This is a genomic window from Klebsiella sp. P1954 (assembly GCF_018199955.1).
GTDB lineage: Bacteria > Pseudomonadota > Gammaproteobacteria > Enterobacterales > Enterobacteriaceae > Klebsiella > Klebsiella pneumoniae.
This window is the reverse complement of the sequence record NZ_CP073373.1, coordinates 4761284-4778978: the sequence shown is the minus strand read 5'-3', so window position 1 is coordinate 4778978 and position 17695 is coordinate 4761284. Positions and strand designations below refer to the sequence as shown.

At 42.8% G+C, this 17695-nt stretch carries 15 protein-coding genes; 2 read left to right on the top strand and 13 right to left on the bottom strand.

Annotated elements, in window-relative coordinates; translation table 11 throughout:
* Nucleotides 1-11 precede the first annotated feature (11 nt).
* Entirely contained in the window at nt 12-752 is a 741-nt protein-coding gene (rfbB, locus tag KB890_RS22955) for an O-antigen export ABC transporter ATP-binding protein RfbB (RefSeq protein WP_014343303.1), read from the bottom strand.
* Nucleotides 752-1519, bottom strand: a complete 768-nt coding sequence (rfbA, locus tag KB890_RS22950; protein WP_002912373.1) for an O-antigen export ABC transporter permease RfbA — start codon at nt 1517-1519, stop codon at nt 752-754. The genes rfbB (KB890_RS22955) and rfbA (KB890_RS22950) overlap by 1 nt, the downstream gene beginning before the upstream one ends.
* A gap of 1045 nt (nt 1520-2564) precedes the next feature.
* On the opposite strand from rfbA (KB890_RS22950), the gene KB890_RS22945 reads away from it, so the two are divergent.
* Together KB890_RS22945 and KB890_RS22940 are read left to right on the top strand one after the other, a co-directional pair.
* Nucleotides 2565-3569 carry an NAD-dependent epimerase gene (locus tag KB890_RS22945; protein ID WP_004175262.1) on the top strand — a complete coding sequence of 335 codons (1005 nt, stop codon included), beginning with the start codon at nt 2565-2567 and terminating at the stop codon, nt 3567-3569.
* A 399-nt stretch (nt 3570-3968) separates the two neighbouring features.
* Nucleotides 3969-4091: a small membrane protein gene (locus KB890_RS22940; protein ID WP_022631332.1), complete on the top strand. Its 123-nt coding sequence runs from the start codon at nt 3969-3971 to the stop codon at nt 4089-4091.
* 422 nt (nt 4092-4513) lie between these two features.
* On the opposite strand, the gene ugd is transcribed toward KB890_RS22940, so the two are convergent.
* The 11 genes from ugd to KB890_RS22885 form a co-directional block, all read right to left on the bottom strand.
* Nucleotides 4514-5680, bottom strand: a complete 1167-nt coding sequence (gene ugd, locus KB890_RS22935) for a UDP-glucose 6-dehydrogenase (protein WP_004175261.1) — start codon at nt 5678-5680, stop codon at nt 4514-4516.
* 179 nt (nt 5681-5859) lie between these two features.
* Nucleotides 5860-6414: a dTDP-4-dehydrorhamnose 3,5-epimerase gene (rfbC, locus tag KB890_RS22930; RefSeq protein WP_004175260.1), complete on the bottom strand. Its 555-nt coding sequence runs from the start codon at nt 6412-6414 to the stop codon at nt 5860-5862.
* Nucleotides 6415-6428: 14 nt separating this feature from the next.
* Nucleotides 6429-7361: a dTDP-4-dehydrorhamnose reductase gene (rfbD, locus tag KB890_RS22925; RefSeq protein WP_224146630.1), complete on the bottom strand. Its 933-nt coding sequence runs from the start codon at nt 7359-7361 to the stop codon at nt 6429-6431.
* Nucleotides 7351-8220, bottom strand: coding sequence for a glucose-1-phosphate thymidylyltransferase RfbA (rfbA, locus tag KB890_RS22920; RefSeq protein ID WP_004175258.1), 870 nt, complete (start codon nt 8218-8220; stop codon nt 7351-7353). The genes rfbD and rfbA (KB890_RS22920) overlap by 11 nt, the downstream gene beginning before the upstream one ends.
* Before the next feature lie 26 nt (nt 8221-8246).
* Entirely contained in the window at nt 8247-9311 is a 1065-nt protein-coding gene (rfbB, locus tag KB890_RS22915; RefSeq protein WP_014343304.1) for a dTDP-glucose 4,6-dehydratase, read from the bottom strand.
* A 222-nt stretch (nt 9312-9533) separates the two neighbouring features.
* Nucleotides 9534-10940, bottom strand: a complete 1407-nt coding sequence (gndA, locus tag KB890_RS22910) for an NADP-dependent phosphogluconate dehydrogenase (protein WP_014343305.1) — start codon at nt 10938-10940, stop codon at nt 9534-9536.
* Between the two features lie 266 nt (nt 10941-11206).
* Nucleotides 11207-13216, bottom strand: coding sequence for a hypothetical protein (locus KB890_RS22905; RefSeq protein WP_124724669.1), 2010 nt, complete (start codon nt 13214-13216; stop codon nt 11207-11209).
* A 127-nt stretch (nt 13217-13343) separates the two neighbouring features.
* Nucleotides 13344-14384 (bottom strand): EpsG family protein, encoded by a 1041-nt coding sequence (locus KB890_RS22900; protein ID WP_022631329.1) that lies wholly within the window; start codon nt 14382-14384, stop codon nt 13344-13346.
* An 11-nt stretch (nt 14385-14395) separates the two neighbouring features.
* A complete protein-coding gene (locus KB890_RS22895; protein ID WP_071784515.1) occupies nt 14396-15172 on the bottom strand; it encodes a glycosyltransferase domain-containing protein in 777 nt (258 codons plus the stop codon).
* An 18-nt stretch (nt 15173-15190) separates the two neighbouring features.
* On the bottom strand, nt 15191-16039 hold the full coding sequence (locus KB890_RS22890) for a glycosyltransferase family 2 protein (RefSeq protein ID WP_124724668.1): 849 nt from the start codon (nt 16037-16039) through the stop codon (nt 15191-15193).
* Between the two features lie 21 nt (nt 16040-16060).
* Nucleotides 16061-17500: an MOP flippase family protein gene (locus tag KB890_RS22885; RefSeq protein WP_031280889.1), complete on the bottom strand. Its 1440-nt coding sequence runs from the start codon at nt 17498-17500 to the stop codon at nt 16061-16063.
* Between the last annotated feature and the right edge of the window lie 195 nt (nt 17501-17695).

The window sequence follows — 17695 nt, the reverse complement described above, 5'->3', positions numbered from 1 at the left end:
TTACCCACTGATTAAGCCATTGCTTGCTTGTACAGTTCAATGATTCGCTCTGCAGACCCCACTTCTCTGAGCCTATGATTTTCGATCCAGATGACTCTGTCGCAGATTTTTTCAACGTCACTCATATTGTGGCTAACAAACAATATTGTCACGCCTCTTTTCTTAAAATCTTTGATGGTCTGAATACATTTTGCCTGAAAAGCGATATCACCTACTGCCAGAACTTCATCAATAATTAAAATATCCGGTTCAACCTGACTGATGACCGAAAAACCTAACTTAGCTAGCATTCCGCTTGAGTACACTCTGATTGGCTCGTCTATGAATTCTCCCAGTTCCGAAAATTCAATAATACGTTCCATACGTTGCTGGACCTCTTTACGCCGAAGGCCCAGCAGAGTAGCATTCAGGTAAATATTCTCACGCCCGGTAAGTTCAGGATGAAAGCCTCCGCCGAGTTCAAGCATCGATGCCACCCGTCCTTCAGTGGTGACGGTTCCCTTAGTTGGCTTAATCACGCCGGCAACCAGGCCAAGAGAGGTACTCTTTCCTGCCCCATTACGTCCAATCAGGGCAACAGCCTCACCTTTGCCAACTGTAAAGGATACGTCTTCGATAGCTAAATATTTCCGCCCCTTCAGCAACTGAAAAGCGCGTTTCGGATGGAAAATTAAATCTTTGATTCCTGAGCCAATATGATGGTACAGAGGATACTCTTTTGTAACATGACTGAAGTTAATAACTGGGTGCATTACAAGATCTCTGCAAATCGATATTTTAATTTATTGAAAATAGACAAACCGACAACCGTCAAAATGATTCCCGTAAAATAGAGTATAGAAATATACTCATAATTAAGAGTCCCATTCATGAATAAATCACGCCAACTAAGAATCATACTCGCTAGCGGATTGTAGGTAATTATCCAGCTAAATTTTTCCGGAATCATATCAGACGCATATAAAATCGGCGTACAATAAAACATCAGCATAATCCCTAGACTGACAAAGCGCTCCAGGTCACGGAAAAACAGGTTCAGCGTTGAAAAGATGATTGAAACACCAAAGGTGAAAATCACCTGGCCAATAGCAATGAGAGGTATACCCCAAACCCAGGACAAGGACGGCGTCATGCCATAAACAAAAAGAAAGACTACAATAACCGGGATGGTGCAAAGAAAATGCAACCCTTCCATCATTACATTACTTAGCGGAATCACGGACCGGGGAAAAACTGTCTTCTTGATAATTTGAGCGTTAGCGATGAATGAAAATAATGAGTTAGTGGCCGAACTGGCAAACCATTGCCACGGAAACAAGCCGGTAATGAGGAAAACAGTATAATTTGGAATTTGTACTCTCATTACCAGCTTAAATATAAAATAATAAATCATGGCAAAAAGCAATGGATTTGCTACTGACCATAAATAGCCTAGCATGCTGCTCTTATAGCGCACTTTTAGATCTTTATTTGTTATGACAACAAGTAAATCAAATAAATACCCTAAATTGTACTTCATCTTTATACTCATAAATTATTCTGCAAATATCCACTGAATGAGTTAGTCATACCAGGTCTACCTCGCCGATCCTGTCAGGCTCAACAATCGAGAAACTGACTGCTTTGTGCTGCGGGCAAAGTTTATGAGGCCAGCTGCCATTCATCGACTGCAACCAATGATTTGAACGGAAGCGCAAGCGACACCCCAGCAATAAAACGATAAAAACCCTTTTAATTCAATAAATTAAAAAATCACCTTATGTTTTCTTCCACGCTACCGCCATTGGCTATCGCAACCAAAATGCGTGATCCACCGAGTTTTTAACACTCACATCCGTTCAAACCGCACTGCAGATGGCATTACTGTTCAGTACAGCCATGCATCTCGTTACCTTAGCAACAAAAAGGCTTTACTCTGGCGTTTCCCTTCTCCGTTAGCTATCAGGACTTTCTCATTTCCGCAAGCAGCATGCCTGGCGTAGCACTCCCCTCACCTGCTCATCACGCCCTTACATGCAAAAGAACCATCTAAGGACAGCATGAAATTCTGAAATAATTTCTTGCATATTAATAACAACTTTTGGTGATGATTTATCAAGCAATACCTAAGTCTGCCAAATAGAACGGCAGCGTATTATAACTCTGCAAGTAAGGAATAAAAGTAAAAATCCGGTGCATGGCTTTCTCAATGTAAAAATGGACACACTTTAGACGATATGATGGCATTATCGCTAAAGTGCTCTCGGGAAACAAACACACCGGGCAAACCAAAGTAACAATCTTTACTCTACGAGGCCAGACCGCGTCTAAAACCTAGCAATACTCGATAAAACCGAAACAAACAGATAACCCATTGTTTATATTGGTTTCTATAGTGCTTTTCATCTTCTGAATGGCTTAATACCTTTCACGAATGATAATTAATTACAAGGCATTTACTCTCAGACGCCGCTGTTTACAGTTACTTGCATATCTTGTCATGGCAAAGCAAGTGATCCCAACCGCAAGCCAGTGTAAAATCGGCACTTATGTAGAACGGGATATCCACACCCCGGAGGAAAAATATGAAGTTTTTGGTCACTGGTGCCGCAGGTTTTATCGGCTTCCATATCGCGCAGCGCCTGCTGAATGAAGGGCATGATGTTGTCGGAATCGACAACATGAACGACTATTATGACGTCAGCCTGAAGCAGGCACGTCTGGATCGCCTGGCATCTCCGGCATTCCATTTCCAGCAGCTGGATTTGGCCGACCGTGAAGGTATGGCAAAGCTGTTCGCCACAGAGCAATTTGACCGCGTGATCCACCTGGCCGCCCAGGCCGGCGTGCGCTACTCGCTGGAAAACCCGTATGCGTACGCAGACGCTAACCTGATGGGGTACCTGAACATTCTGGAAGGCTGCCGTCATACCAAGGTGAAACACCTGGTGTACGCCTCCTCCAGCTCGGTTTACGGCCTCAACCGTAAAATGCCGTTCTCCACCGAAGATTCCGTCGATCATCCGGTCTCCCTGTATGCCGCCACCAAGAAAGCCAATGAGCTGATGGCGCATACCTATTCCCATCTGTACGGCATCCCGACCACCGGGCTGCGCTTCTTTACAGTTTATGGTCCGTGGGGTCGCCCGGATATGGCGCTGTTCAAGTTCACGAAAGCGATGCTGGAAGGAAAAAGTATCGACGTTTACAACTACGGCAAAATGAAGCGCGACTTCACCTATATCGACGACATCGTCGAGGCGGTGGTTCGGGTGCAGGATGTGATCCCGCAGGCCAATGCCGACTGGACCGTTGAGAGCGGTTCCCCGGCCACCAGCTCCGCGCCGTATCGGGTATATAACATTGGCAACAGCTCACCAGTGGAACTGATGGACTACATCACCGCCCTGGAAGAGGCGCTGGGGATGGAAGCGAAGAAGAATATGATGCCGATCCAGCCGGGAGATGTGCTGGACACCAGCGCAGACACCCAAGCGCTGTATGACCTGGTGGGCTTTAAGCCGCAAACGTCAGTGAAGGACGGCGTGAAGAACTTCGTGGAATGGTACAAGGATTACTATCAGATCTAATCCCCCTGCCCTGCCGCAATCGTCAGGTTGCGGCAACTTCTTGCAGCTACTCTGAATACCCTTACGTTATGTGAATCAACTGCAGCTGCATTACGTTATATATAATATTTTATGCTATAGCGTATTTTTTTACCCTTTAGTTGGCCTAACTGAAACCAGTTTCATCCAGCCTTTGTTAAAAAAGCAAATCTCCACATGCCACAGTACTGCACTTCGGCTGTATCCATGCCGTTTCCAATCGAAAAAGTAGCATGAAATACTGAGTAATAAAAAACATTACACTCTGTAGGAATTTTCCTAAATCCAGGATATGTTAGAGCAAGCCATGCTACAGAACAAAACTGGCGCATTGCTTATCAACCTAATAATTTAATCAACATACGCTATGTGGTAGATATTATGGAAAACCTATTTTTCTTAGTGGTGGCTGCCATACTACTTGCTATTTCCGTTTATTTTTTAATTTCTTATTTAAAAGAAAGAAAAAAAACGAAACTGATGTTTAATAAACGCAAGTGGTAAGGCTAGCTTCATATTACAATGACATTAAGATAATATTAAGAGATAAAATAACTTTCTGACAGAATAACTATTCATTCTGTGATTTGCCATGGCATAAAGGCATGAGAAAAGCACTCTTGGCTGGCCATGCTCATCATTTGCCCTGCACACAGAAATAACAAAAGCCTGCGTTGCAGGCTTTGTTTTACCTCCCGGCGCTTATCTCCGGCATCTACATCACAGTGACGGTAGCTCTTCACAAGGTAAGTTTAACTTATCGGACCTGTTCTGCGCCCGCAACGGGTTTCGTACAAGATCGTAATGTCCATCACAATTTATTGAGGTTAATCTGAATGTGCGAGAAATACGCGTAGTGAGGGATAGAGCGGGGAGATAAAGAAGCATACTGGCGGCAGGGAGCCGCCAGTGTCAGACCGGCAGAATTAATCGTTGCCAAACAGATCGCGGGTGTAAACCTTATCCGCGACATCCGCCAGCTCTTCCGCCATACGGTTAGAGATGATCACATCCGCCTCTTGTTTGAAGGCATTCAGGTCGCGCACGACGCGGGAGTTGAAGAACTCATCTTCCTGCATCACCGGTTCATAGATAATAACCGGAATACCTTTCGCCTTGATGCGCTTCATGATGCCCTGAATAGAAGAGGCGCGGAAATTGTCCGAACCACTCTTCATGATCAGGCGATATACACCCACTACTTTCGGCTTACGAGCGAGAATAGAATCCGCGATAAAGTCTTTACGGGTACGGTTAGCATCGACGATAGCCGCGATGATATTGTTCGGGACCGATTCGTAGTTCGCCAACAGCTGCTTGGTATCTTTCGGCAGGCAGTAGCCGCCGTAGCCAAAGGACGGGTTGTTATAATGGTTGCCGATACGCGGATCCAGGCATACCCCTTCGATAATCTGCTTGCTGTTCAGCCCCTGGCTTTCAGCATAGCTGTCGAGCTCGTTGAAATAGGCAACGCGCAGCGCCAGATAGGTGTTAGCGAACAGTTTGATCGCTTCCGCTTCGGTGGAGTCGGTAAACAGGGTTGGGATATCCTGCTTGATCGCACCTTCTTTCAGCAGATCAGCAAAACGTTCGGCACGCGCAGAGCGCTCACCAATGACAATGCGCGATGGGTGCAGGTTGTCGTACAGCGCACGACCTTCACGCAGGAACTCAGGAGAGAAAATAACATTATCAATCCCTAAACGTTCTTTGATGTCGCGGGTGAACCCCACCGGGATGGTCGATTTAATGATCATCACCGCGTTCGGGTTGATCTCTGTGACATCGCGAATAACCGCTTCCACCGTAGAGGTGTTGAAGTAGTTGGTTTTGGGATCGTAGTCGGTCGGCGTGGCAATAATCACGTAGTCGGCATTACGGTATGCGTCGTGCTTATCCGTGGTGGCACGGAAATTTAACGGTTTTTCTGCCAGATATTCCTGAATCTCTTTATCGACAATCGGAGAGATCTTCTGGTTAAGCATATCCACTTTGGCCTGTACGATATCCAGGGCCACCACTTCGTGGTTTTGCGCAATCAGGACACCGTTCGATAAACCAACATAACCTGTACCGGAAATAGTAATTTTCATTCGATTACACTTTAATCAGTTAACTGGGTAATGGCGGCTAGCCACGAATTTAAATAATGCTGTGCGCGGTTTTACGCTGAGAAGGAAGGTAAGTCAAGTCGGTCGGTTGACCAAGCTTGTAAACGAATAAACATGACGAGTTCCATTTGGAACCCGCCATTTTAGGAAAAACAACCTAATTATTTATAAACTTCTGCAGTGGCCAGAGTATGTGCCTGCAGATCTTTCTCCGACAGCGACAGCGCGCAGTCGCTCAGCGCCGGCCAGTCAATCCCTATCTCCGGATCGTTCCAGATGATGCTCCGCTCTGACTGTGGCGCGTAGTAGTTCGTCGCCTTGTAGACAAACTGCACCGTGTCGCTCAGCGCCATAAACCCGTGGGCGAACCCTTCCGGGATCCACAGCTGACGTTTATTCTCTGCGCTGAGCACCGCGCCCACCCATTTGCCAAAGGTTGGCGATGAACGACGGATATCCACCGCCACGTCAAATACCTCACCTTCCACGCAGCGGACCAGTTTGCCCTGAGCGTGCGGATCCAGCTGATAGTGCAGCCCGCGCAATACGCCTTTCTGGGACTGGGAGTGGTTGTCCTGGACGAATTCCACCTGGCGGCCCACAGCCTCATTAAACACCTTGCTGCTGAAGCTCTCAAAGAAGAAACCCCGCGCATCACCAAACACGCGCGGTTCAAAAATCAGCACCTCAGGAATATCTGTTTTAATAATGTTCATCTTTTGCCACCCGTTTATTTACCCAGGACTTCTGTTACCACGCGAGCCACACCCTGACGCCAGTCCGGGAGAGTCACCCCAAATGCCTGCCGGAATTTTTCATTCGACAGGCGAGAGTTGAGCGGACGCTTCGCCGGCGTCGGATAGGCCGTCGTCGGAATGCCCTTCACTTCCTGAACCGCCAGCTCTGCACCGTGCGCTCTCGCCACCTCAAACACATAGCGGGCGTAGTCGCACCAGCTGGTCTCGCCGCTGGCCACCAGATGATAGGTACCGGCCAGCGCCGGATCACGCAGCGTTTCACGGATTGCCGTCGCCGTGCAGTCTGCCAGCAGCTCTGCGCCGGTGGGCGCCCCGTGCTGGTCGTCAATGATGGAGAGCGTCTCTTTCTCACCCGCCAGGCGGAGCATGGTTTTGGCAAAGTTGGCGCCGCGGGTGGCATACACCCAGCTGGTACGGAAAATCAGGTGACGCGGGTTGCCCTGCTCCAGCGCCAGTTCACCGGCACGTTTGGTTTCACCGTAGACGTTCAGCGGGCCGGTTGCCTCATCTTCCCGGCGATAATGGCTGCCGGCGCCGTCGAACACATAGTCCGTGGAATAGTGCACCATCAGGGCACCCAGCTTCGCCGACTCCGCCGCCAGCACCGCCACCCCTTTGTCGTTCAGCAGGTCGGAGAGCTCCCGCTCGCTTTCGGCCTTGTCCACTGACGTGTGCGCGGCGGCATTCACCACCACGTCCGGGCGGACGGTACGCACGGTCTGCGCGATACCGTCCAGATTAGTCAGATCGCCGCACAGCTCTTTATCAAAGTAATCCACCGCGACCACATCACCGAGCGTGGACAGGGAGCGCTGCAGCTCCCAGCCCACCTGACCATTCTTGCCAATCAGTAATATCTTCATCTTGTTATTTTCCTTTAATGGCCGTGCGGGTTCAGTCTTCACTGAGCAGACGTTTCAGGTAGGCACCGTACTCGGTTTTCTTCAGACGCTCCGCCTGAGCCGCCACCCCTTCCGCCGACAGCCACTGATTACGGTAGGCTATCTCTTCCAGACAGGCGACCTTCATCCCCTGGCGCTTCTCAATGGTATGAATAAACTGAGAAGCTTCAATCAGGCTGTCATGGGTGCCCGTATCCAGCCAGGCAAATCCGCGCCCCAGCAGTTCCACCTGCAAATCGCCGCGCTCCAGATACATCTGGTTCAGGGTGGTGATCTCCAGCTCTCCGCGTTCAGAAGGCTTGACGTCCTTCGCCATCTCCACCACGTTGTTGTCGTAGAAGTAGAGCCCGGTCACCGCCCAGTCCGATTTCGGCTTCAGCGGTTTCTCCTCGATGGACAGCGCCTTAAAATTCTCATCAAACTCCACCACCCCGAAACGCTCCGGATCCAGCACCTGATAACCAAACACCGTGGCACCGGAAGTCTTCGCCGCCGCCGCTTCCAGCTTTTTACCGAAGCTCTGGCCAAAGTAGATGTTATCTCCCAGCACCAGGGCACAGGCATCGTTGCCGATGAACTTCTCGCCAATGATAAAGGCCTGCGCCAGGCCGTCCGGCGACGGCTGGATGGCGTAGCTGAAGTTCACCCCGAACTGCGACCCGTCACCCAGCAGGCGCTGGAAGGAAGGCATATCGTCCGGGGTGGAGATGATCAGGATGTCGCGAATACCCGCCAGCATCAGGACGGACACCGGGTAGAAAATCATCGGCTTGTCATAGATCGGCAGCAGCTGCTTGGAGACGCCCTGAGTGATCGGATATAAACGCGTGCCGGAGCCGCCGGCCAGAACAATACCTTTCATAAATCTATTCCTTAATCAGTCAGATATCAGTTATTGAGGCCCAGACGCTCACCGGCATAGGAGCCGTCCAGCACGCGCTGCCACCAGGTCTGGTTGTTCAGATACCAGTGCACGGTTTTTTCAATCCCGCTCTCGAACGTCTCCTGCGGCACCCAGCCCAGATCGCGCTGAATTTTCGCGGCATCAATGGCGTAGCGCAGGTCGTGCCCCGGACGGTCGGTGACAAAAGTGATCAGGTCAGCAAAGTGGGTGATGTTGCCCGGCTTCTGCGCCACCACCTTGTCGAGAATGGCGCAGATGGTGCGCACCACATCGATATTTTTACGCTCGTTATGACCGCCGATATTGTAGGTCTCGCCGCTCTTGCCTTCGGTCGCCACTTTGTACAGCGCACGGGCATGATCCTCGACATACAGCCAGTCACGGATCTGCTCCCCGTTGCCATATACCGGCAGCGGTTTACCCGCCAGGGCGTTAAGGATAGTCAGCGGGATCAGTTTCTCCGGGAAGTGATACGGACCATAGTTGTTGGAGCAGTTGGTCACCACCACCGGCAGGCCGTAGGTGCGGTTCCAGGCGCGAACCAGATGGTCGCTGCCCGCTTTGGAGGCAGAGTACGGGCTGCTCGGCGCGTACGGGGTTTCTTCGGTGAACAGGTCATCGGTGCCGTGCAGGTCGCCGTACACCTCATCGGTGGAGATGTGGTGGAAGCGGAAAGCCTGCTTCTGCTCCTCCCCAAGCCCGGACCAGTAGTGACGGGCCGCCTCCAGCAGAGTGAAGGTGCCGATCACGTTGGTCTGGATGAAAGCTGCCGGGCCATCAATGGAACGGTCCACATGGCTTTCTGCCGCCAGGTGCATCACGATATCCGGGCGGAACTCGCTGAACTGGGCCGCCACGGCAGCAGCATCCGTGATATCAGTCTGGGAAAACGAGTAGCGTTCGCTCCCGGCCACCGGCGCCAGGGATTCGAGGTTGCCGGCGTAGGTCAGGCAGTCCATCACGCGGACTTCATCCCGGGTATTTTCAATGATATGACGAACCACGGCAGAGCCGATAAAGCCTGCGCCACCGGTGACAAGAATCTTCATATTTTATTTACCTTTGATTACTCATGCAAAAAGAAAATAATTGCATACATCTCCATATTAAAATGATTGAGATGTAATTTCATGGGGATAATATCGGAGGAACACTTTAAAAACAAATAGCGAAATTCTTAATTTTTCACTATTCATCATAATAGATCTTGATAATACTCAAGCTTTTTATTAGACCTCCAATAAAGTCATGAAGGTCTAATAATATAAATATTAATCTAACCACTCAGTGTGGAAAACGCCTTCCTTATCGGTACGCTTATAGGTGTGCGCACCAAAGTAATCGCGCTGAGCCTGAATCAGGTTAGCTGGCAGAACTGCGGAACGATAGCTGTCGTAATAGGCAATTGCGGCAGAGAACGTCGGTACCGGAATACCATTCTGCACGGCATAGGCTACGACATCACGCAGCGCCTGCTGATAGTCATCAGCGATCTGTTTGAAGTACGGCGCCAGCAAAAGGTTAGCAATGCCAGCATTTTGCGCATAAGCATCGGTGATCTTTTGCAGGAACTGCGCACGAATGATGCAGCCAGCGCGGAAAATCTTAGCGATCTCGCCGTAGTTAAGATCCCAGTTGTATTCATCAGAAGCAGCACGCAGCTGGGAGAAGCCCTGAGCATAGGAGACGATTTTACCGAGGTACAACGCGCGACGCACTTTTTCGATAAATTCAGCTTTATCACCGGCCGGCTGGGCCTGCGGACCACTCAGCACTTTCGAAGCGGCTACACGCTGGTCTTTAAGCGAAGAAATATAGCGAGCAAACACGGACTCGGTGATCAGAGACAGAGGTTCGCCGAGATCCAGTGAACTCTGGCTGGTCCACTTACCGGTACCTTTGTTTGCAGCTTCATCAAGAATGACATCAACGAGGTACTTACCTTCTTCATCCTTCTTGGTGAAGATATCTTTGGTAATGTCGATCAGGTAGCTGCTTAGCTCACCTTCATTCCATTCGGTAAAAGTTTTCGCCAGCTCTTCGTTGGAAAGTGCAAGACCGCCTTTCAACAGCGCATAAGCTTCGGCAATCAGCTGCATGTCACCATACTCGATGCCGTTATGAACCATCTTCACATAATGGCCAGCACCGTCAGCACCGATATAGGTCACACATGGCTCACCGTCTTCTGCAACCGCCGCGATCTGCTTCAGAATTGGAGCAACTAACTCATAGGCTTCTTTCTGCCCACCAGGCATGATGGAAGGTCCTTTCAGAGCCCCCTCTTCACCACCGGAAACACCGGTACCGATAAAGTTGAAACCTTCAGCAGACAGCTCACGGTTACGACGGATGGTGTCCTGGAAGAAGGTATTACCGCCATCAATGATGATGTCGCCTTTGTCGAGGTAAGGCTTCAGGGAATCGATGGCGCTGTCGGTGCCAGCACCGGCCTTCACCATCAACAGGATACGACGTGGTGTTTCGAGAGATTCAACAAACTCTTGTACTGTGTAGTAAGGAACCAATTTCTTGCCTGGATTTTCGGCAATAACTTCTTCGGTCTTTTCACGGGAGCGGTTGAAAACGGAGACGGTATAACCTCGGCTTTCGATGTTCAGCGCAAGGTTACGCCCCATCACGGCCATACCGACAACCCCGATCTGTTGCTTGGACATTACATACTCCTGTCAGGTGTGGTCACTGCGACATGTTCGCAGCTGAAATGTAAATATGATGTATATTTTAACGCAAAGAAAGTAATTAGCATAGCAAAATGAAAATCATCATTTTGAGCTAAAGTTGAAAATAAAGCTTTATTTAGAATAAAAGTACGTAGTCAAAGTAAAAACTCACACAAAAGTAAACGAACGACAAAAACGATAAAAATACCATTACGAATATTTCAGGTCACTTCTGAAATAAAAACAATTCAAAAACAAATTCACTCACGCCAAAAAACAGGTAATTTAACTCTAATTACCCCTTTAAATTCTTGAATGCGAATTTTGGGTTGAAAGGTTACCGCACATTTTGGCTGATTAACACTTTGCCAAACACCTATAAAACCAGAGTGTTTATTTGCATTCTTAGCAGTAGAAAATATCTTATTTAAATCAATGACGTCGGAAAAATAGGACTCTACAATATTATTTTTAGCATCTTTGTACTCATCGAAATTAATAACTTTTTTATAGTTCTCATTATATGAGTCAATAATAAAAAACATATTGCAATGCTTTGATTTAACGTCAACCAATTCTATAGAGCAACCACCACTCCAAAATGACCCAATAGAACCAGAATGATAAAACGCGCTAATTAAGTCTACGACTGTATCATTAGAATAAGAAATCACTTCAATAATTTGAGCATTGTCATCATCTATATCACCATAGATAATTTCGACACCAGATGTTTCACTTATAAATATAACATTAGAAGAATCAACGAACTTATTCAAAACGGATGCGCCCTTTTTTGCATGAGAAATAGGAATAGCACCCAATAAACTACTTTTATATTGTGGTAAAATACAATTTGATCTTAAACCTGTAACCCTAGGCAGTGGATTATTAATTACAATTCTATTATTAATATCAGTTTTATCCCTATAACCTGTAAGCGAAATATATGGAGAGTGTTCATAATAATTGATGAAGGTCCAATCGCAACCATCGAAAATTATATGGCAATTACCTTCTGGTGAAAAGATTAATTGACGCATTGAGTTATAAATTGCACCATTCATATAAAGCATGACATCACGGAATTGGATTTTTAAAGGTAACGGTAGTTTTTTGGGACAATAAACTAAATATTGCGGAACGCCTTCTATATGTCCCTTGTCGATAATAAGCCTTGATAGAGCACATGTTTCATCTATAAAAAACACATGCTGCCCTGTATAATCTAAAGAACAGTTAATAATATAATAATTTACTTGAGCAGCGAGACGAAAATGAGCTATGTCATTATTACCGAAGACACAATCATTAAATACTATTTTTTCACCAGCACTAACTGAGTTATCAGCTGAAACTAAAAATCCATATTTGCACATTACAACATTGATTTTATCAAATGTATTAATAAAATTATTATTAGGTGCAAACTCAATTCCATTTTCGAAATACTGAAGGGTAATATCATTAATAAGCAAATCCCTTACAGCAAAACTATGTTGGCGTTGGTTTCCAATATACAAACCAGTTGTTGAATTATGACTTCCAGAACCACTAAATACAAAACGCCCCCCACCTGCATCAAAAGTTTTACATCCTTGGATATCAGTAGGGGACTTATCAAGTGTATTAGTTGAAAAGTCAAGAATATCATTAGTGACTTTTATAGCATAAGTAATATTATCTGGAACTGAGATATAAACAAATCCATTTGTTTTCAAGCAAAAAAAAGAAGGAAGTACTATTGGTTCATCCAATATGTAATTAGGGTTCGCACGCCCATTAAACTTTGAGGGGATATAAATCGTAGTAACACATTCAAAAATAGATTTCCCAGCTTTAACTTTGGCAATTTCACCGAGAATTATTTTATTAATACAACTGCCAAGATTAGAACCATCTGAGAGCAAACCCGCTAGTCTTACATCTACTCCATTAGATACATCAGCTTTCCATCTTAATTTGTCATGGCTGACAAAAACGGAATATCCATCAGCCGTACTTACCGTATCGTCTTTATCATAAAAAATTTGGCTATTTAGTAATGGCCCACTTTTTATTGCATGTTTTGATGTTATTAGCTGCCCATCAATCCTGGGAACCAAACTATAAATATCCTCCAAATAGGAAATCTGATTAGGTAATTCACTCACATCCTTCTCAATCTTTCTATTTTTAACTTTTTCAGTTAATCCATTCGGGGCAGAGGATACTTTTTTAGAAAATAAAAAAAGCAAAGGAAACAAAGTTAGGTAACCAATACCTCTCATAAGTAGTCTTCTTGATCTATTCATGGATGCCCCTAAATAAATTTATTTAATAGCATTAATAGTATAACCAATATTACTTACCATAGCATTTGAACCATACTTAATAAAACGTTAATAACAAAAAAACTCAATATCGGATATTATTATATATAGCATCTTTTTCATTTGCTAATAGTTCATTGTAACTAGTATAAAATTGCTTTAAAGGAACTATTAATAGAATCAGAATTACAATTATTTTTTGTTTGAATTCATTAATAACATAGGCCGGCAACAAGCAGAAACAAAGCAAGCCTAAGTAAGAATAGAATCGATTTGACAACTCAATATTAAAAGATAGAAATAAAGATATAGTTAAAACTAGTGAGGTTGATTTTATAAGGAAATTTAGACGAACATAATATTCATCGAGCATGGCATTTCTTAATCTAAACCATAAAAAAAACATGGTAACATAAATAAATACAGCACCAAACCCGTAAATAATCAAAGCTCTATTCGCACCATAGTTCTCTTGAGTATATATATACATTGAGACTTTAGCATAAATAAAAGAAGGAAAATATATTAATATAGAGTCTAATATATTTGAAAGGAAAGAATTAAAAAGACTAAAGACCAATGCACTTGCCGGAAGAATCAAATATAGAATACCAGCTTTTTTCTTACCAGAAATAAAAATCATAAACAATGACATAAGAACGGAATAGTGAAACAAAAGACCAATGAAAGTAAATAACAGAAATCTTTTTTTATCATTATTAGTTAGATAGTAAAAAGAAAGAAAGATAAAAGCACCAGCAAGTCCTATCCTTATCTGCATCATCTCATGCAAGAAATAAAACCCTCCCAGATAATATAGAAAACTTAATAACGGTGAAGGCGAAGCTTTATATATGCCGAAGAGCTTTATAGATATAGCCAGAAACGCATATAATATAAAAAAAGTGTTTAAACTACCTCCTAACAATGCGTTGATTTTAGCGATATAAAAAAAACCAATTTCTAAATTAGGTAAATTACTTAAATCGTTATGTGAGATTGAATTGTAGAAATACACATATTGGTAATAATCCCTGTCTATACCAAAAACTCTCAGTCCAGCTGCAACTGAAAGTAAAAAAACACAGGAAAAGCCTATTACATAACGTATAATATTATTGTTCATAAACACCCTGATTATTTACTTTTTTTGGCTAAAGCATTTTCTCTTTTGGGTTCTGAGACTCGCCATTGAGTAGCAAATATGTATATGCGATTGATTATTTTGATAATAGTCTGTTTAAAGGGCCGTTTTTTAGCGTGTTGAAAATAATCAAAATAGATTTTATTAATCCTTGGATCATGCATACCTAATGATCTTATATGTACGCCTGCTTTATACGCTGCATATGTAAAAGAGTACTGATCTCTTTTTCCACCCTGTAAATATTCACTCCACCAAATGTCATGCATGAGTATTAATGATTGCTTCATATGATTTCTAAATATTACATTATTTTCGAAAAAATCAACTGATCTATAACCTTCTTTATAATATCTTTGCAGTTGGGATTTTAATTGCCATGCAAAATCAAAACCATATCTAGCGCATTCATAAAACTCTTGTTCAGTCGCATCACGCCACCAATGCTGGTATGATGCAACATCTGATGAAGCTAATATATCCTTCGCTAAATTAGCAATTTCACATTTAATAGAAATATTCCCATCAATCCAAATACTACTTGCATACATAGGAAGCAATTTATGAGGATTAAGCTTACAATATCGAGCAATATCTTTATTATCAAAAGATGATTTTGGTAGACGTATATGCTTCCAAGGAGAAGGAACTTTCCCGCTAAAATCGTAATCGGTAAAACAAATATAGTCAAAACAAGACTCCACACAGCAAACAGGTTGCAAATCATCATAGCTACCTGTAACTGCGGTATAAACGACTATTTTATCCATTAGACTCACCCTATATAATTAATTATTCCTAATATGCGCACCAGTAAATAAGCAATAGAAAACGATATATAAAGAATATTGTTGTTCTCTTCTTAAAATAAACCTTTTACAAAAACTTAATATCAAAGAGGTTAGTTCTTTAAAACGCCCATTTTTATAGAATCTAATTCTAAGTCCTAAATCACAACTGCGTTCTTTTTTCCTGAACATTAACGTTTCTTTAGACTCAATATTACTTTCAAGACGAGATAATGAGTGTTCGAACCCGTTGATAATTTTTACCACATTTTTCTTATGAAGATTATGTAATCTATAACAGAAAGTAGTGTCGACACCATAGAGCATAAAGCGCTCATCAAAAACATCACCAAATTTATTTCTTATAGATGATGCTATACCATTCCCAATAACTAATCCACTCCCGATCGTAGTTACTAATTGACCCGGTAATACTTTTGATAAATTGAAAATAGGTAACATATTTACACAGGGATTAACCAAGGCATCTCCTGAGTAAATTTTGGGCATTCCAACTTCATTTGAGGAAATATGGACAATATCACTTAAATACTCGTCATTGAGGGTTGAGTCATGGTCAAGGATAATGTACCTAGTTGCAGGGATGTTTAATACATTATTATAAATCATCGCTAATGAAGAGTTATTTAAAGCCTCAACATACTCAAATTGATATCCATGATCTTCAAATTTTTCATGGAAATCATTCAAAGATATAGTATTAGGACCATTGTTCCAAACAATGACTTTCGAGCTTATTACAGTATTACACGCTAATAAACTCATCAAGGTAGCGCTGTCTTCAATTTTTTTATTATATAAAACGACAAGAATCAAATTATCGACCATTACATTACCTCTCATACCACATCAATGATTCCCATTATATTTACGGATTATGGACAAGCATAATTTTGGGTTTACAGCAAAAACCATAATTATATAAACCACAGCTGAAAATATGCTTACGATAAATAACTTCGAAAGACTATTAATATTCGTAAAATAAGAAACCCTTAAAATTAAAAGAGTTATTATATAAAATAGCGCGATTGCGCATATTAAAAGAGGATATATTTTTTTAAAAAGATCTATCAAATTACCGTTTATACAATACATTACGCTTAACATTACTGGAAAAAAATTAATGACGTTAGCGAAGAAGTATAATTTTGCAAAAGTGATGATATTAAAATGAGCTCCAATTATAAACGCCCCCACTTGGAGAATGGCTCCAATAATGCCTAACTTCATAAGCATGTTTGTTTTTGCTTTTGCCATGAAAATAGTGCCTGATGTACTTAGCACAGCTTGAATAATTCCTGTAGGCGCTAGCCATGATAAAATAAAAGCTGTTTCATTCCATTTGTCACCGAAAACTAATTTTACGAAAGGTTCATTTAACGCCATTAAACCTATCATTAAGGGTAAAACAAGCATTAATATATAATACAAGGTATTCAAATATGTTTCTTTTAACTTAACATTATCTTCTTGATATGTACTAAATACAGGAAACAAAGCTCTTGTAATAACAAATGTTAAATTCTGGATCGGAAAAAGCATTACCCTATACGCTAATGAATAAGCCCCCAAAATAGCAGAACTCATATAATGTCCGATAATCATGCTATCAGCATTTCTTGAAAAATAATTGATAAAATTAAAAAGAGTTAAATTACCACTAAAACCTAATAAACCTTTTATTTCATCAAAATCAAATATCTTTCTTACATTAGGACGCCACTTGGATTTATACCATAATTGAAAAGTCGACATGCATGCTAATGTTATCGCTTGAATAACAAGGCTATACACTCCCCAATTCATATACGCCAACGTAATTGCCAATATTACTGCAGTAGCAGATGATGTTATTTCAATAAAAGCTATAGATCTAAATTTCGAATCTCGCTCAAGAAGGGCTAAATGTGATGATGATGAACTTGCTAAAGGAAAACTAATTGCAAGAAGGCATAGTACTGTTATTAACTTTTCTTGATGGAACAGAAATGATATTAATGGAGATAAGATAACAATTATGACTCCGATCCCCACGCCCATACTCACATTTAGCCAAAAAATAGCATTGATAGTTTGGTTCGACAAATCCTTACGCTGAATAATTGCGGCAGACGTACCTAGGTCTCTTACTAACGTTGCAAAATTTGTAACAACAAGAGCCATTGCCATTAGCCCATACTCACTCGGAGGGATCAATCTAGCTAATACAACGATGTTTAATAGTTGTACGCCAATTTTGAATAGTTGAGAAACCGCAACCCATTTTGTGTTAGATAAAATCCCCATAACCCCTCAATGAATATAATTATAATAATTTAAGTCATTAACATTTATAGTTTTTAATGAAAGATATAAATGCACGACAACTAAATTGTATATTGCCAATCAATGCATCTTAATGAACACATCTAGAATACCAAATACAATGATTTTTATACTGATTGGCCTTAATAAGGAATTCACTAAATATAGATGGTGATT

What these genes read in the sequence shown, in the direction of transcription:
- KB890_RS22905 (WP_124724669.1), bottom strand. Translation starts at nt 13,216, where the DNA reads ATGAGAGGTATTGGTTACCTAACTTTGTTTCCTTTGCTTTTTTTATTT.
- gndA (WP_014343305.1), bottom strand. Translation starts at nt 10,940, where the DNA reads ATGTCCAAGCAACAGATCGGGGTTGTCGGTATGGCCGTGATGGGGCGT.
- KB890_RS22940 (WP_022631332.1), top strand. Translation starts at nt 3,969, where the DNA reads ATGGAAAACCTATTTTTCTTAGTGGTGGCTGCCATACTACTTGCTATT.
- KB890_RS22885 (WP_031280889.1), bottom strand. Translation starts at nt 17,500, where the DNA reads ATGGGGATTTTATCTAACACAAAATGGGTTGCGGTTTCTCAACTATTC.
- KB890_RS22945 (WP_004175262.1), top strand. Translation starts at nt 2,565, where the DNA reads ATGAAGTTTTTGGTCACTGGTGCCGCAGGTTTTATCGGCTTCCATATC.
- KB890_RS22890 (WP_124724668.1), bottom strand. Translation starts at nt 16,039, where the DNA reads ATGGTCGATAATTTGATTCTTGTCGTTTTATATAATAAAAAAATTGAA.
- KB890_RS22900 (WP_022631329.1), bottom strand. Translation starts at nt 14,384, where the DNA reads ATGAACAATAATATTATACGTTATGTAATAGGCTTTTCCTGTGTTTTT.
- KB890_RS22895 (WP_071784515.1), bottom strand. Translation starts at nt 15,172, where the DNA reads ATGGATAAAATAGTCGTTTATACCGCAGTTACAGGTAGCTATGATGAT.
- rfbA (WP_002912373.1), bottom strand. Translation starts at nt 1,519, where the DNA reads ATGAAGTACAATTTAGGGTATTTATTTGATTTACTTGTTGTCATAACA.
- ugd (WP_004175261.1), bottom strand. Translation starts at nt 5,680, where the DNA reads ATGAAAATTACTATTTCCGGTACAGGTTATGTTGGTTTATCGAACGGT.
- rfbB (WP_014343303.1), bottom strand. Translation starts at nt 752, where the DNA reads ATGCACCCAGTTATTAACTTCAGTCATGTTACAAAAGAGTATCCTCTG.
- rfbB (WP_014343304.1), bottom strand. Translation starts at nt 9,311, where the DNA reads ATGAAGATTCTTGTCACCGGTGGCGCAGGCTTTATCGGCTCTGCCGTG.
- rfbA (WP_004175258.1), bottom strand. Translation starts at nt 8,220, where the DNA reads ATGAAAGGTATTGTTCTGGCCGGCGGCTCCGGCACGCGTTTATATCCG.
- rfbC (WP_004175260.1), bottom strand. Translation starts at nt 6,414, where the DNA reads ATGAACATTATTAAAACAGATATTCCTGAGGTGCTGATTTTTGAACCG.